The sequence below is a fragment of the Ruegeria sp. AD11(2025) genome (assembly GCF_056542405.1).
Window position 1 is genome coordinate 20,198 of sequence record NZ_JBQFZU010000035.1, and the last position, 15,678, is coordinate 35,875.

15 protein-coding genes and 2 pseudogenes are annotated in these 15,678 nt (G+C 54.4%); 11 read left to right on the top strand and 6 right to left on the bottom strand.

The window, feature by feature from the left end; genetic code table 11:
* Positions 1-86: 86 nt before the first annotated feature.
* Positions 87-791: a GntR family transcriptional regulator gene (locus tag ACR1XY_RS21510; RefSeq protein ID WP_480596337.1), complete on the top strand. Its 705-nt coding sequence runs from the start codon at positions 87-89 to the stop codon at positions 789-791.
* On the top strand, positions 788-1,498 hold the full coding sequence (locus tag ACR1XY_RS21515) for an aspartate/glutamate racemase family protein (RefSeq protein ID WP_480596339.1): 711 nt from the start codon (positions 788-790) through the stop codon (positions 1,496-1,498). Before ACR1XY_RS21510 ends, ACR1XY_RS21515 begins: the two co-directional genes overlap by 4 nt.
* A 127-nt stretch (positions 1,499-1,625) precedes the next feature.
* Here the strand turns inward: ACR1XY_RS21515 and ACR1XY_RS21520 are convergent.
* Positions 1,626-2,226 (bottom strand): annotated as a pseudogene (locus ACR1XY_RS21520) (IS6 family transposase); the annotation flags it as partial.
* A gap of 173 nt (positions 2,227-2,399) precedes the next feature.
* Between ACR1XY_RS21520 and ACR1XY_RS21525 the strand changes: the two are divergent.
* The 7 genes from ACR1XY_RS21525 to ACR1XY_RS21555 all read left to right on the top strand — a co-directional run bounded on the left by ACR1XY_RS21525 (position 2,400) and on the right by ACR1XY_RS21555 (position 9,941).
* Positions 2,400-3,425 (top strand): LacI family DNA-binding transcriptional regulator, encoded by a 1,026-nt coding sequence (locus tag ACR1XY_RS21525; RefSeq protein ID WP_480596341.1) that lies wholly within the window; start codon positions 2,400-2,402, stop codon positions 3,423-3,425.
* A gap of 95 nt (positions 3,426-3,520) precedes the next feature.
* Complete coding sequence (locus tag ACR1XY_RS21530) at positions 3,521-4,825, top strand: ABC transporter substrate-binding protein (RefSeq protein ID WP_480596343.1); 1,305 nt, start codon at positions 3,521-3,523, stop codon at positions 4,823-4,825.
* A 108-nt stretch (positions 4,826-4,933) separates the two neighbouring features.
* Positions 4,934-5,800, top strand: coding sequence for a carbohydrate ABC transporter permease (locus tag ACR1XY_RS21535; RefSeq protein WP_480596345.1), 867 nt, complete (start codon positions 4,934-4,936; stop codon positions 5,798-5,800).
* 12 nt (positions 5,801-5,812) lie between these two features.
* A complete protein-coding gene (locus ACR1XY_RS21540; RefSeq protein ID WP_480596347.1) occupies positions 5,813-6,643 on the top strand; it encodes a carbohydrate ABC transporter permease in 831 nt (276 codons plus the stop codon).
* Between the two features lie 12 nt (positions 6,644-6,655).
* Positions 6,656-7,660, top strand: a complete 1,005-nt coding sequence (locus ACR1XY_RS21545) for an ABC transporter ATP-binding protein (RefSeq protein WP_480596349.1) — start codon at positions 6,656-6,658, stop codon at positions 7,658-7,660.
* A complete protein-coding gene (locus ACR1XY_RS21550) occupies positions 7,657-8,430 on the top strand; it encodes an L-iditol 2-dehydrogenase (protein ID WP_480596351.1) in 774 nt (257 codons plus the stop codon). The genes ACR1XY_RS21545 and ACR1XY_RS21550 overlap by 4 nt, the downstream gene beginning before the upstream one ends.
* Positions 8,430-9,941 carry a mannitol dehydrogenase family protein gene (locus ACR1XY_RS21555; protein ID WP_480596353.1) on the top strand — a complete coding sequence of 504 codons (1,512 nt, stop codon included), beginning with the start codon at positions 8,430-8,432 and terminating at the stop codon, positions 9,939-9,941. Before ACR1XY_RS21550 ends, ACR1XY_RS21555 begins: the two co-directional genes overlap by 1 nt.
* Before the next feature lie 284 nt (positions 9,942-10,225).
* Here the strand turns inward: ACR1XY_RS21555 and ACR1XY_RS21560 are convergent.
* The 4 genes and pseudogenes from ACR1XY_RS21560 to ACR1XY_RS21575 form a co-directional block, all read right to left on the bottom strand.
* Positions 10,226-10,477: pseudogene (locus ACR1XY_RS21560) on the bottom strand (IS3 family transposase); the annotation flags it as partial.
* 112 nt (positions 10,478-10,589) lie between these two features.
* Positions 10,590-10,811 (bottom strand): hypothetical protein, encoded by a 222-nt coding sequence (locus tag ACR1XY_RS21565; protein WP_480596356.1) that lies wholly within the window; start codon positions 10,809-10,811, stop codon positions 10,590-10,592.
* 84 nt (positions 10,812-10,895) lie between these two features.
* On the bottom strand, positions 10,896-11,588 hold the full coding sequence (locus tag ACR1XY_RS21570; RefSeq protein ID WP_480596358.1) for a glutathione S-transferase family protein: 693 nt from the start codon (positions 11,586-11,588) through the stop codon (positions 10,896-10,898).
* 38 nt (positions 11,589-11,626) lie between these two features.
* On the bottom strand, positions 11,627-11,920 hold the full coding sequence (locus ACR1XY_RS21575) for a PadR family transcriptional regulator (protein ID WP_480596361.1): 294 nt from the start codon (positions 11,918-11,920) through the stop codon (positions 11,627-11,629).
* A 230-nt stretch (positions 11,921-12,150) separates the two neighbouring features.
* Between ACR1XY_RS21575 and ACR1XY_RS21580 the strand changes: the two genes are divergently transcribed.
* Together ACR1XY_RS21580 and ACR1XY_RS21585 are read left to right on the top strand one after the other, a co-directional pair.
* Positions 12,151-13,083: a DMT family transporter gene (locus tag ACR1XY_RS21580; protein ID WP_480596364.1), complete on the top strand. Its 933-nt coding sequence runs from the start codon at positions 12,151-12,153 to the stop codon at positions 13,081-13,083.
* 835 nt (positions 13,084-13,918) lie between these two features.
* Positions 13,919-14,530 carry a hypothetical protein gene (locus tag ACR1XY_RS21585; protein WP_480596367.1) on the top strand — a complete coding sequence of 204 codons (612 nt, stop codon included), beginning with the start codon at positions 13,919-13,921 and terminating at the stop codon, positions 14,528-14,530.
* 594 nt (positions 14,531-15,124) lie between these two features.
* Here the strand turns inward: ACR1XY_RS21585 and ACR1XY_RS21590 are convergent.
* Entirely contained in the window at positions 15,125-15,355 is a 231-nt protein-coding gene (locus ACR1XY_RS21590; protein ID WP_480596371.1) for a hypothetical protein, read from the bottom strand.
* Positions 15,356-15,678 lie beyond the last annotated feature (323 nt).

The window sequence follows — 15,678 nt, forward strand, 5'->3', positions numbered from 1 at the left end:
TGCATTCAAAACTGTATACAGTTTTGTATATTGATTTCAAGAACAGCCTGTGGCACCTGTGGAGCACCGGAAAAAGGGCAGAGTTCATGGCAGGTCCACGCGTTGACGACATCTATGATCAAGTGAAAGCGATGGCTGTTTCGTTCCGTCTGCGGCCCGGCGACCGCCTAAATGAGGTGGCCCTGTCCAAAGACCTCGGCGTCAGCCGTACACCGCTGCGGGAAGCGCTGAACCGGCTGGTTGCCGAACGGCTGTTCGATTTTCGCCCGGGTCAGGGCTTTTTCTGCCGTCCGCTGGATGCCCAGACCGTGTTCGACCTGTTCGAGATGCGCAAGATCATCGAGGTGGCTGCTGTTGGGGCGGCCTGCACAAAGGCAACCGACGAGGAGCTGCAGGCGCTGCGCGACGCGCTTTTCGCAACCGGCATCGACGTCACCGGCCTGACTGTCGAGGAAGCCGTTAGCCGAGACGAAGCGTTCCATCTGGGCATAGCAAAACTGTCCGGCAACGCGGAACTGCTGCAAACCCTGACCCGCATCAACGAACGCATCCGCTATATCCGCTGGATATCGATGAGCATGGATCGACTTCATCGTTCAAAAGACGAGCACAAACAGATCATGCAGGCCCTACTGGACCGCAACGCAGACGAGGCGGCGCGTGTATTGGGCGTTCACATCGCCAAGCGGATGGATCAGGTGCAGGACGCCGTGCGTCGCGGCATCTCCAGCATTTACATGGAAGGGTCCGAAGTCATTTCGACCCGCCTAATCGAAGAGGCACAGGCATGATCGCACAGGGTGGAAAATCCATTTACGGCGCATCGGTCGGCATCCTTATGCTGGACGCAAGATTTCCCCGAATCCCCGGCGATATGGGCAATGCGCAGACATGGCCATTCCCAGTAATGTATCGCATTGTCCGTGATGCCTCACCCGAACGGGTCGTTCGTCATAAGGCCGAAGGCATGCTGGATGCGTTCATCGAAGCGGCCCAGGATTTGGTCAAGGATGGGGTGGACGGAGTCACCACCAATTGCGGGTTTCTTTCCCTGTTCCAAAAAGAACTGTCCGAGGCTGTACCGGTACCTGTCGTCACATCCTCGCTCATGCAAGTCGAAATGGTGAACCGCACACTTCCAGCGGGCAAGCGTGCCGGGGTCTTGACCATCTCGGCATCCACGCTTACCCAGGATCACTTGCAGGCTGCGCACGTACCGCAAAACACCCCGATCGGCACCACCGAAGGTGGCCGCGAGTTTACTCGAGCCATTCTTGAAAACGAGGTGTCGCTCGATGTGGACAATGCCCGCTTAGACAATGTCGAGGCCGCTCTCGCGCTGCAATCAAACTACCCCGAGCTGGGTGCAATTGTTCTGGAATGCACAAATATGTGCCCCTACGCGGTGGATATTCAGAAGGCGACGGGCCTGCCGGTCTATTCCATGGTGACACTTGTCAGTTGGTTCCAGGCGGGGCTGACACCACCCGCGTATTAATAGTTGGCCAATCGGCTGGAGATGCACCAATTTCGAAGGTCTTTGTCACCTTCACTTCGGTGGGCTCTGTCAGACAAATTCGAACCAGTCTCAGCTCGGCCTGTAGAGCTGCCCTATAGGCCGCATCAAGTTCACGCCACTCGGCAAAAACTGTTGAACTCCTTCACTTGAAAGTGGTCGGTTGGTGAAGGATCGTTCCTGGTTGAAGTGGCTGTAGAAAGAAGAGTGCATTGCGGCGAATTTCTGCAAGCTGCGATTGTGCCTGAAACGCGGCATCGCGCTCTCGTCGTCGGAATGGCCGGTGCGAGTTCTCAGCCTGATTGTTAAATCACTTGCCCGTTTGCTGTTTTCCGCAGGCGCAAACTTGTCTGAGCCAGACCCGATATGATGCGAAGCGATCAGGGAAACCTTAATCTATGTTACCGTTTCGGCTCATCAATTCTTTGAGTAATTTCAATGCCACCTACTTGTTTCGGCGTTTTAGTGACCACGACTCCAACACCTCGCCCTCATGATCGACGGCACGCCACAGGTAGTGCCGTTTTCCATTGATCTTCACAAACACTTCGTCGACAAGCGTTCTCGATTTTGAGTACGCGCTATATGATCACGTACAATACATCCGGTGCGAACACCGGGCTAAAATAGTTCCACCAGTAGCGCACTGTCTCTTGGCTCACTTTGATGCCACGCTCATGCGGAAGGCCTTCGACGTTTTGAAGGACCAAAATGGCAATCGTTTATTCATGATCTGAAGCTACGAAGGCCCCTTCCCGTCTCAAGACAGGTTCTTCTGACAATATTCACGGAACTTGTATGGCCATTGATTTTCTTGTCGCGCGCAAAGAATATGTAAAAGTATGATAAGATCAAGGCGGCTAAGATCGGCAGGCAGACTGGTATGACTAAGATAAAGAACATGGAAGAGTTCGCAGCCCTCAGCGGCATCTCGCGACCCACGGTGTCTAAATACTTCCACGATCCCGACAGCGTTCGCCCAACGACACGGGCCCGCATCGAAGAGGCGCTTGAGCGATTTGACTATCGCCCGAATATCTATGCTGTGAACCAGAACCGGAAGCTGACCAAAAACATCGGCATTGTCGTGCCCTATCTGGCTGATCCGTTCTTTGCCGAAATCGCGCGCTATCTGGAGCAGAGCTGCATCGCGGCTGGGTATCGCCCTTCCCTGTTCAGCTCTCACGGAGAACAAAAGCTGGAAAACGATATTTTGGACGGCTTGCAATCTATGAAGCCTGCCGGGGTCTTGTTGGCACCACTAGGACGAATTTCAGACCGCTCAGCGATCGAGAAGTTTTGTGCCAGTGTTCCGACTGTCCTGTTTGACAGCAATCTTGATGGACTGGGGGCCGCGTTCATCGGGTCAGACAATTTCAGCTTTGTGTCGCAGACCGTGGAATACATGACCCGGACGGGCGAACCCCCGTCTTTCTTTGAAATGCGCACTCCTGCAAACCCGAACGCCAACAAACGAAGAAAGGCCTATGTTGAAGTGATGGAGCGTCTAGGGTTCGAGCCTCATATTATCAAAGTCGACGGCAAAGGATGGGCGTTTGAAGAGATCGGGCACAAAGGCGCGCTCAAAGTTCTGGAAGAGCGTCAACTACGGACTGACTCGGTATTGTGCAGCAATGACCGGCTGGCCATTGGCTTTCTTGCAGCCTGCTTCGAACAGGGGATTCGGGTCGGTCGAACAGAAGACTGCACGCTGCGGGTCGCCTCAAATGACGATCACCCATTCGCAAAATTTACCTGCCCGTCGCTGACAACGGCTGCGCATGACTACGACAATGTAGCCGGACGAAGTGTCGAAACATTGTTCGAACTCATTGAAAATGGTGGGAAATTCAGCTCTCGAACTGAAATACTTTTCCCGGCAAGGCTCGTATTAAGGGACTCTGCGTGACCAGCTATTTTTAACGCGCGTAAAGTTTTTATTGACGGCGCGACAACTTACGCATTACGCTCCCTGCATGACATCCAAGCTCAGGGAGGACAGGGATGTATCTGAAGCACGCACTTCACGCGGCGACTGCATTGACATTCGTCGCCACGGCCGCGGCCCACGCACAATCCATCACAATCGCCACAGTTAACAATGGCGACATGATCCGGATGCAGGGTTATACTGACAAATTCACCGAAGCGACCGGCATTGATGTCGAGTGGGTGACGCTGGAAGAAAACGTGCTGCGTCAGCGCGTCACCACCGACATCACGACCAAAGGCGGTCAGTTCGACATCATGACCATCGGCATGTACGAAACGCCCATCTGGGGCGCAAATGGTTGGTTGGTGCCTCTGGAAGGATTATCCGATGAATACGATGTGGATGACATCCTGCCTGCGATGCGCAACGGACTAAGCAATGACGGTACACTGTACGCGGCTCCGTTCTACGGCGAAAGCTCGATGATAATGTATCGCACAGACCTGATGGAAAAAGCAGGCCTGGAAATGCCGCAAGCGCCAACCTGGCAGTTCATCCGCGAGGCGGCAGCGGCGATGACGGACCGCGACAATGACATCAACGGTATCTGCTTACGCGGCAAGGCCGGTTGGGGTGAAGGCGGTGCTTTCATCACCGTGACCGGAAACTCGTTCGGCGCACGTTGGTTTGATGAAGACTGGAAGCCCCAGTTTGACCAGCCTGAGTGGAACGAAGCACTGACTTTCTTCGTGGACATGATGGCCGAATCCGGACCAGCGGGTTATGCCACCAATGGATTCAATGAAAACCTGTCGCTGTTCCAGCAGGGTAAATGCGGCATGTGGATCGACGCTACCGTTGCAGCGTCCTTCGTGACCAATCCTGACGACTCAACCGTGGCGGACAAGGTCGGTTTTGCGTTGGCCCCGAATGCAGAAGGTGTCGACAAGCGCTCCAACTGGCTCTGGGCATGGGCGCTGGCCATTCCTGCAGGCACGCAGCAAGAGGATGCCGCCAAGCAGTTCATCGAATGGGCAACATCGAAAGAATACATCGAACTAGTGGCCGAAAACGAAGGCTGGGCCAACGTGCCACCGGGAGCACGCACCTCTTTGTATGAAAACCCCGAGTATCTGAAGGTGCCTTTCGCCCAGATGACGCTGGATTCGATCCTGTCGGCGGACCCGAACAATCCAACGGTAAAGCCGGTGCCATATGTTGGCATCCAGTTTGCAGCAATCCCGGAGTTTGCAGGTATCGCCACACAGGTGAGCCAAGAGTTCTCGGCAGTCTATGCCGGACAACAATCTGTGGAAGAAGCGCTGGAGAAAGCGCAGGCCTTCACTGCCGAAGAAATGGAAGCCGCAGGGTACTGAGGCATTCTCCCCGCGGGCGGGCAGAAGTCTGCCCCCCGCCTCCAACCCTTCCACAATTCGCGTTTTTCTCGCAGGCTGGGTAACGCCTGAACAGAGAGGGTTTGCGTTATGGCAACTCAACACTCCCGATCCGTCGCGCGCCTGATGATGGCACCTGCAGTGGTCCTGCTACTTGGCTGGATGCTCGTGCCGCTGACGATGACGCTGTACTTTTCCTTCAAGAAATACCTGCCCCTGCGTGGTGGTGACCTGGGCTGGGTCGGATTCGACAACTACGTCCGGTTCGTGTCCTCAAGCTCTTTCTGGCCCGCGGTGCAAGCGACGCTGGTGATCGTCGGCGGCGTCCTGGTGATCACAGTAATTCTGGGCATCCTGCTGGCCATGCTGCTGGATCAACCTATGTGGGGTCAGGGCGTTGTCCGCATCCTCGTGATTGCTCCGTTCTTTGTTATGCCCACCGTGTCTGCGTTGGTCTGGAAGAACATGTTCATGGACCCCGTAAATGGCTTGCTTGCCCACCTCTGGCGCCTTTTTGGAGCCGAACCGATATCTTGGCTTTCTGAGGCATCGATGACCTCGATCATCATGATCGTGTCGTGGCAGTGGCTGCCCTTTGCGACGCTAATCCTGCTCACCGCGATCCAATCGCTGGACAGTGAGCAGCTGGAAGCGGCCGAAATGGATGGTGCCCCGGTACTGAAGCGATTTTACCACATCGTCCTGCCGCATCTCAGCCGCGCGATAACCATCGTGATTCTGATCCAGACGATCTTTCTGTTGTCGATCTTCGCCGAGATATTCGTGACCACCGGCGGCGCCTTCGGCACCCGCACACTCACCTACCTGATCTTCCAGCGCGTGCTGGAAAGCCAGAATGTCGGCCTTGGTTCAGCCGGAGGTGTCTACGCAATCATCCTTGCCAACATCGTTGCCATCTTCCTGATGCGCATCGTCGGCAAAAACCTGGACGCGTGAGGAGGAACGACCATGGCCCGCGCCGTCACGACACAACGCAAATCACTGAACACGGCTATCGCCTGGGCAATAGGTCTGCTGATCTTTTTCCCGATCCTGTGGACCATCCTGACCAGCTTCAAAACCGAGGCGCAGGCCATTGCCAGCCCTCCCCTGTTCTTGAACTTCGACTGGACGCTTGAGAATTATGCCATCGTGCAGGAGCGATCCGACTACATGCGGTTTCTGTGGAATTCAGTAATCATCGCGGGCGGATCAACCATTCTTGGCGTAATCATCGCAGTGCCTGCAGCGTGGGCAATGGCCTTCGTGCCATCCAAGCGTACCAAGGACATCCTGCTGTGGATGCTGTCGACCAAGATGTTGCCTGCAGTGGGCGTGCTTTATCCGATCTACCTGCTGTTCATCCGCCTGGGGCTGCTGGACACACGCGGCGGTCTGGTTGTGGTGCTGATGCTGATCAACCTGCCGATCATCGTCTGGATGCTCTACACCTACTTCCGTGAAATCCCCGGTGAAATTCTTGAAGCCGCGCGGATGGACGGTGCGACGCTGAAAGAGGAAATCCTCTATGTTCTGACGCCCATGGCCGTGCCAGGCATCGCTTCGACAGTTCTTCTGAACTTCATCCTGGCCTGGAACGAGGCATTCTGGACGCTGAACCTAACGGCTGTCGATGCCGCCCCGCTGACCGCTTTCATCGCCAGCTATTCCAGCCCCGAGGGCCTGTTCTTTGCCAAGCTCAGTGCAGCCTCGACCATGGCGATCGCGCCAATCCTCATCCTTGGCTGGTTCAGCCAGAAACAACTTGTCCGCGGCCTGACCTTCGGCGCTGTGAAATAAGGAGCACTCCTCATGGGACGTATTCAACTCAAGTCCGTGACCAAAAGCTTCGGCGACGTTGAGGTCATTCCACCGCTTGACCTGACAATCGAGGACGGCGAATTCACAGTCTTCGTCGGACCTTCGGGTTGCGGTAAATCCACACTTCTGCGCCTGATCGCGGGGTTGGAGGATATCACCTCGGGCTCCATCGACATTGACGGATCTGATGCCACCGACGTGCCGCCTGCCAAGCGCGGTCTGGCCATGGTGTTCCAGTCTTACGCTTTGTACCCGCACATGACGGTGCGCAAGAACATCGCCTTTCCGCTTCGCATGGCGAAACTGGATCAAGCTGAAATCGACAAACGCGTCGAGGGAGCGGCAAGTGTCCTGAACCTCACCGATTATCTGGACCGCCGCCCCGGTCAACTTTCCGGCGGGCAGCGTCAGCGCGTTGCAATTGGTCGCGCGATTGTCCGCGAACCGGCGGCGTTCCTGTTCGACGAACCGCTGTCCAACCTCGACGCTGCGCTGCGCGTCGGAATGCGGCTGGAGATCAGCGAATTACACGAACGCCTCGCTACGACGATGATCTACGTCACCCATGACCAGGTCGAAGCGATGACAATGGCCGACAAGATCGTCGTTCTCCAGGCCGGTGTGATCGAGCAGGTCGGCTCACCGCTAGAACTCTACCGCACACCGCGCAACCTGTTCGTAGCGGGGTTCATCGGCTCACCCAAGATGAACTTCATCGAAGGTCCAGAAGCCGCAAAACACGGCGCCCAAACCATCGGCATCCGCCCGGAACACATCGCAGTTTCAGAAACCGAAGGTGAATGGTCTGGGGTCGTCAGCGTCTCTGAACACCTAGGCTCGGACACATTCTTCCATGTTCACGAAACTGGTTTGGCTGAAACAATCACCGTCCGCGCAGATGGCGAAGTTGGTTTCCGCCATGGGGATCGCATCCACCTGACCCCACGCGCCGATGTCATCCACCGGTTTGACGCAAAAGGTTTGCGGATCGAATGACCCGACTGACTGGCAAAACTGCCCTTATCACTGGGGCCGCGCGCGGGATAGGATTGGCCTTTGCCCAGGCCTATGTGGCAGAGGGCGCGCGTGTCGCGATTGCCGACATTGACAGTCGGCGGGCACAAGTTGCAGCGGCTGAAATCGGCGAGGCCGCCTTGGCTGTCGAAATGGACGTGACCGATCAGCAAAGCATCGACGAAGCTGTCGCATGTACAGCGGCGCATTTCGGTCCCATCGACATCCTGATCAACAACGCAGCAATTTTCACCGCTGCTCCTATTGTCGAAATTGAGCGCTCCGACTACGCCCGCGTCTTTGACATCAATGTCGCAGGTGCTCTGTTCACCATGCAAGCCGTGGCACGCCATATGATCGAGCACGGCACCAAAGGCCGGATCATCAACATGGCCTCGCAAGCCGGACGGCGCGGAGAACCTTTGGTCGCGGTCTACTGCGCCAGCAAAGCCGCGATCATTTCTCTGACTCAATCAGCGGGGCTGAACCTGATCCGGCAAGGGATCAACGTGAACGCCATCGCACCGGGCGTTGTGGACGGAGAACATTGGGACGGGGTCGACGCGTTTTTTGCCAAACACGAAGGCAAAGCGCCCGGACAGAAAAAGCTCGAGGTCGCGGCCGAGGTTCCCTATGGCCGCATGGCCCGGGCCGATGACCTGACCGGGATGGCGGTTTTTCTCGCCTCGGACGAGGCAAAATACATCGTCGCGCAAACCTACAATGTCGACGGCGGAAACTGGATGAGCTGATGGACCCTCTGGCGCACGCAATACCAACAACACGGCTGAAACTTGGTAGCCTTTCAGAGCTACCCGCGACTGTCAGGTACCCTAAATATGAGCGATCCGGCCTCACGCCGGGTATTGTCCATATCGGACTCGGCAATTTTCATCGGGCGCATCAGGCCTGGTACATTCATCAGCTGATGCAGCAGGGGCAGGCCCTTGACTGGGCGATCATCGGGGCTGGTGTGCGAGACTACGACGCCGAGATGCGAGAGAAGCTACTTGAGCAGGACTGTCTAACAACACTGATCGAGCTGGATCCGAAAGGTGTATCCGCCGAGGTAATTGGTCCGATGATTGACTACTTGCCGATTGAGGCAGGCAATGCCGCTCTAATCCGGAAAATGGCCGACCCATCCATCCGTATCGTTTCACTAACAATTACCGAAGGCGGGTATTATCTGGACTCCAACACCGGTGCGTTCAACACTGACCACAATGATATTCGTTACGATGCGGCAAACCCCAACCAGCCGCGCACGGCCTTCGGCTCTATTGTCTCAGCGCTAAAGCAGCGTCGTGCAAATGGCGTCAAACCTTTTACTGCATTGAGCTGTGACAACCTTCAGGGCAATGGGACCATCCTGCGGAACTGCGTCGTTGGCTTGGCGCGCATGTCCGACCCTGAACTGGCCGACTGGATCGACCAGAACGGCGCGTTCCCCAATTCTATGGTGGACTGCATCGTGCCCGCGACAACTGACCAAGTTGTATCGCAGTGCCACGCGCTTGGCGTAGATGATCGCGCACCCGTCTCGCACGAGAATTTTCGCCAGTGGGTGATGGAAGATGACTTCTGCGCCGGGCGGCCGCCGCTTGAACAAGTTCGGGTAACGTTGACCCACGACGTTCATAGTTATGAGATAATGAAACTGCGCATTTTGAACGGAGGCCACCAACTGCTCGCAAATGTCGGGGAAATTTTGAATGTCCCGACGATTTCAGACTGCATGCAGGACCCGGACATCTTGGCGTTCTTCAGAAAAGCTCAAGCTGAAGAAATTCTGCCTCATGTCGAAGCCGTCCCGGGAACGACTGCGAAAGAGTACCTTGGATTAGTTGAGAGGCGATTTGCAAACACAGCAATTCACGATACGACGCGCCGGGTCGCGTTCGACGGATCGGCACGACATCCAGGGTTTCTGCTGCCTTCGCTGCGCGACGCACTTGCGTCCGGCTCTTCTGTAAACGGGCTCGCGCTGGCCGAAGCATTCTGGTGCCGGATGTGTGCAGGAGTTCGTGAAGATGGCTCCGAAATCACTCCAAATGACCCCCTTTGGGAAAACCTATTTGAAACCGCGTTGGCGGCCAGAACCGATCCAGGACTATGGCTTGAGCAAAGCCTGTACTGTGGTGATTTTGGCCGCGGCACACAGTTTTCAGAATCCTTTACCGGGTGGCTGACCCAGATCTGGCAAGGTGGCAGCCGGGCAGCTATAGCTGAATATGTCGCTAACAATTCAATGCCACACTAACTTCGCGTTACTCGGATCAATCAGTAGCAGACACAAATTGCTCTTTTTGAAATTTTAACCGCTGTGTTCACTTCAGGTACTCGGCCCGCGAGATCAAAGCGTTGCCCGAAGTCGGCCATGCGAAACGAAGCCATCCTTCGTGGCGTCGGCACCAATTTCTGGTTCAGAACGCCTCTGCGGCTTCTGTAGTGACACCAGGTATCGAAATGCTAACCGATTAATCCAAAGACCCAACCCGCTGCCATTTATCCGGTTGCCGCAAAAAAGAGGCAGAGCAAGAACAGCTTGACCTTCACATGCCAACCGGCATCTCTCAGCAGAGCCGCGATCCTACGATAGCCGTATTGGCCAAATTGCCGGGTCAGCTCGATCATTTCGGCCACCAACCGTTCTTCACCAAGTCGACCAAGCGGTACCTTACGCTGTGTGGATCGACGTTGCCTCAGAACGCGACATGCACGGCGTTCCGAGACATTCAGCTCCGCACGAAAACGATCAATACAAGCACGGCGACGAGCGGGGCTCAGAAGTTTCCCTTCGCGACTTCCGCAGAGGTAATGACCTTGCCAAACTGGTGATAGGCCGACGTTTGCATCAACACAGTATCGCGTTCATCGGTCGCCTCACGAATGATCAGCGAAATTGCGGTCAACACACCGGGAAAAGCGACGAAGTTTCAGGATCTAGCGACAGGTCATTGCGGCGTTCGTGCCAATCTGAGATCGCCTTGAAAATACCTTCATAGTTGAACTCGTATACAAACTGATCGCAACCCGCGACATACTGCAAAGCCTCTGTGATTGGTGTGGCTAACGGCAGATTGATGCCTGCCACCCATAGGGACACAACATCATCGGTGCCGAAGAACATGTTCAGTTGTTTGGGATTGTGACGCACAAAGTGGTCGCCGGTTTTGTTGGGTGCCTGATCAAATTTGCTCGCGAGGGTTGTCCTTTACGCAGCCACTTCCGCGGCAGTGCGGTCAAGATGGGTTTGGTCAGACAGGTAGAATGCCTTGAAAACTCCCCCGAACCCGTCGGCAACGGACTTTTCTGCCAAGCCGGGCTCCATCAGTTTTTGTTGCCAGGCTTTCAGTTTCGGGCGGTTGCCAATCAAGTCGAAGCCACTGTATTTCTCGATGACGGCCGCGCGTTGCAGCAAAACCAGCCAGGATACATCCACGGTACTGATCGAATCTCCGGAAAAGAACAGCGTGTCGCCCAGCTGTTTTTCGATGCGATCAAAGGCCTGATCCAGTTTGATACGCCGTTCCGTCAACACATCTTTGTCGGCGCTGCGCTTCGACGCGCACTGCACCAGATAGTTCTTTTTCGCCAGATAGCCCCAGGCACGGTTATGGGCTTTCTGTTCCAGCGAAAGTCCAGACTGGAGAGCGGGATACGTCTCTTCAAGATACTCGAAAATCGCGTCGCTCTCGAAAAGCGCGTCTCCACGTTCTTTTATCAATACAGGCACTTGCCCATTGGGCGATACATCCAAAAACCACTGCGGTTTGCCGCTCAAGCTGATGAATTCCAGCTCATAGGGAATGTTCTTGGCTTCCAGCAGGGCTGTAACGCGGTGAACAAATGGACAGATTCTGAAGCTTAAAATATCCGTAACTTTGCCTTTCGATGCATCGAGCATCAAAGCTTCAAGTTGGAATTTTCCCTACTTTGCAGCCATCAGGAACAGTCCTGCAAGCAACGGTTGATTTTCATCCACTCTGCCAATGCGGCCTGAAAGGCCTTCCGGCTCTTTTCAGTGACAGCGTAAATCTTCCGCTCACGACCAGATACAACCTCAGGTTCGAGTGTCGCGTAACCGCCATCTATGAATTGCTTAAGCACCGGATAGATCGTGCCTTCGTTTGGCGTACAGCAACCTTCGGTGCGGCATACGATCTCTTTGGCGATGTCATAGCCGTGCAGTTCTTTATCCTGCAAAACGCACAGGATGAAAAACTTGGACAAGCTCATCTTGATCGTATTGCTCCAATACTCGGTTCTGGTCAGGTCAGGAGTCTCGGTTTTTTCTTCATGGGGCCCCTTAATACATCGACCATCGATGCGTCAGAGAAGATGCAAACCTTGGGATTGCGTGGTGCGCTTTGTCCTGCATAGGGCCTTTTCCGCAAGAAACGGGTCGCGGTATCGGGTTTGCCCAAGCTAGTCCGTTAGCTGGAACGCTAGTGACGGAAGAGTTAGATATGACAACGCAATCCCTGCCAACGATGGATTTGAGAGCCAGCGTCATGCTGCTACTGCTCGCGGCTGTTTGGGGCGGGTCGTTCTTCTTTGGCGCGGTTGCACTGTCCGAGGTGCCACCACTTACAATTACGTTGCACAGGGTTGTTTGGGCGGTTCCTATCCTTGCGCTAATCGTCATGTTCAAAGGACTGAGTGTCCCACGCACCCCTCGCGTATGGGGCGCTTACCTCGTAATGGGAGCACTCAACAACGCAATCCCTTTTTCGTTGATCTTCTGGGGACAAACGCAAATCGACAGCGGGCTGGCCTCAATCCTGAATGCCACGACAGCAATGTTCGCAGCAGTCGTGGCGGGTTTGCTTCTTAAGGACGAGCCGCTGACTCCGAAGAAAGTAGCAGGTGCTGCCCTAGGTATTTTAGGGGTGGCGTTCATTATGGGGCCAAGTGCATTAACTGAGTTCAATCCGAGCAATCTGGCACAGCTGGCTATCCTTGGGGCGACGCTCTCTTATGCTTTTGCCGGTGTCTGGGGCAAAACTGCTCTTTCTGGCCAACCACCACATGTGAATGCACTTGGTATGCTGATCGGCAGCACAGTGCTTATGATCCCTATTGTTCTCGTGATGGATGGCCCGCCAAACTTGGCTCTGTCAACAGGTGTATGGGCGGCGCTCATTGGGATGGCCGCATTATCAACAGCATTGGCCTATGTGCTCTATTTCGCAATCCTTGCGCGAGCCGGTGCCGCCAACCTCCTTTTGGTTACGTTGCTGATCCCTCCATTTGCTATTGGCTTGGGTGTTGTTTTCCTGGGTGAAAAGATGGAGCCGAATGCGTGGATTGGATTTGCCATCATTGCTTTGGGCTTTGCAGTAACCGATGGTCGACTTTTTTCACGCTTCCCTAAACGCAAGCCCCAACAAGCTGAGTAAGGCACATTTCGGAATACCCTGACGACCACGCTACAGGGTGGCGATCCCCGTCGTCACCAACTGACCCGGCGAAGCGTCGGATCATTTTTGGAGTTGCGGACATTCAGCAAGGGCAACCGAAAGGCGGCAAAGTCCGCTTATCGGCCATCCGACACCGGGCTTTGAACGTCCGGAATGTGCGGTCTGCGACCTGCCGCAAGAGCGAAAGATTGAAGTTGGATCAACGACGGCTCAGGGCATGTGGCAAATCTCAAAGGCCGCACAGCATCCTGTTATTTTGTCCCTCGCCAGCGCCGGGTTGTCTTTGTAGGGGGGCTTTGCGGTTCGGAGGATTAGTAATGGGAACACCAGACTTAACCGAACCAGCCATTTGATCCGCCCGCGAGATCGACGCTTTACCCAAAGTTGGCGGTGCGGACCTTTTGCCCTTTTTTACGCCGCGACCAAAATGGGCTTCCAACGCAAAGCGGACCAACCGCCATTGGTTCGGAGCTACGATAGCTGCCGTACAATGCACGGCATCAGAACCAATAAACGGCGAGACTTCAAAGGCCTTTGCAGGAATGGAAGCAAGTTGGACGAATCTTTACCGAATTGTTTCCCATTGGGCGTAAATCCCCCTCAAGCTAAAACTTTGTTTATTCGACCGCCCAAATTCAACGCAAAATCAGACGAAACTGTGAACAAATGTTGGGTTTAAGGCAGAAACATGTCTTTGTAGCCTCTGACTGTTCCTCCCGAAAAAATTGTTCCGGGGAGCATTTGTGGCACTTGGCACCGTAGCAAGTGAGTTTCGCCTAGCGGCAAATAAAAGCGTAACGATTAAGAGGGTGTAATGAAATTGAAGATTCTGGCAGCTTCAGCCATAGCGATTTCTGGTGTAGCCGCAGGAACTTCGGCTTCGGCCGTAACTGTTCAACCGGACTTTCTGATCATTGAAAGCAATAAAAACCGTGGTAACGGCAATGCTGTAGGCGACGTCAACGGCACTCAAGCTCTTGGCCTCATTACCGGGACTATCGGTATAGCCGGTAGGATCGTCGATGGAGTAGACGCTTTTTCATTTACATCTCTAAAGAATTTCAATTTGGATTTCGTGAACCTATTAGGTTTGGACGGGCTAGATATCGATGATTGTGAAGGCTTCGACGGCAGCGACTGTAGTCAGGGTTCCGAGAACAATGAAGCCGACCGTGAGGCACGGTTCTCGCTTTACGATGGCACTACGACAACATCGGTGAATTTCACGAGCAACATCGTGGCAGGAACGTCCATTTTTTCCAACATAGCGGCGGGCTCCTACACGTTTTCGATCAAAGGTTTATCCGGCTCCGCTGGCTCCACATACGATGTGGCTATTTCGCCTGTTCCAGTCCCTGCCGGGCTTCCTTTGCTCCTAACTGCAATTGCTTTGACAGGGTTTGTTGCGCGCAGGAAGCAAAGATGATGTAAGGCGCTAAGCTTATGGAGAGAGGCCCATGGGTCTCTTTTCTTTTGGGGGCTTAGGCTTCTTGCTCCACTCAGAATAACGTCGAAATTCTGTTGATGTGAGATAGCCCCAGGAATCAATCTGTTACGTCCAACTTGGTCGGCGACTTTCGTGGCATTATCGCGGGTTTGCAAGGCACGTCACCTGATGAATAGCAGCCATTGGTACAAAGAACAGCATCGATCAAAGTTGGTTCTGAGCTATCATTCGAGAGTCATCAAATGAAAGGCTCATGGCCGCTTTCTGGCCCATAGCTGCCGTTGAGCACAACACTCGGTCGCCGCGCTGCAGCCAGTCGAAGCTGCCGTTCGCTGCGCCTGCGAGTTTCGCTGCAGAGCGTATTCTCTGCAACGCGCGACAAACCTGTCGCTCGCATTCACGAAATGATCAGTAGCAACTTTCACATTCTTGCTGCTTGAAAGGGCCTTCAGCATAGCGATGTGAAGCTCCCAAAACCAACCACTCGTGCTCAGCGCAACATTTTTGATTCGAGCAGGGCTTTGCCACCAGAAATTTGAACGCTGATTTAGGTAATCCTCTTAACAAGTTTCGTCAGTATCTACTTGGTGTTTCAAGAACTGAGTTTCGCGTTTTGCTGTCGGTACGAAAGATCCTGTCCACGACAAATTGGAACGGAAAGTGAAGCCATAATTTTTTCAGTTCTTCGATAAGCTGCTCTGCCTCTTCCCAATTGCCCAGGTGATCGCGCGAGACCGTTTGGAATAAAAGTGATGGGGCACTGATGGGCGCACCTGCAGCTGGTGCGCCCTGATAGGCTTCCACAGCATTTTCGTATTTCCCAAGCCTAAGTTGGGAGACCCCCAGATATTTCTCGCGCCAAGGCAGCCAGATCCCGTTCTGAGTCTCTTAGGGTTGCTGACATCAGCGGCGAGTTCAGGCGCATTGGCAACAATGGCCGCAGCTCCAACGAGGTCCAAAGCATAACCATCCTAGGTGCAAGTTCCGCAGAAAGTTGAGCCTCCCCAACTGAACTGGTCCACCGTTATGTTTGGAGAACGGAGGGCCAAGGATGGCCAACAAGTGACCGAAGCCCAAAGAGATTGCCTCGAAGTTATGGCAGGTTGAAGTTCTGATGGGGCAAGGCA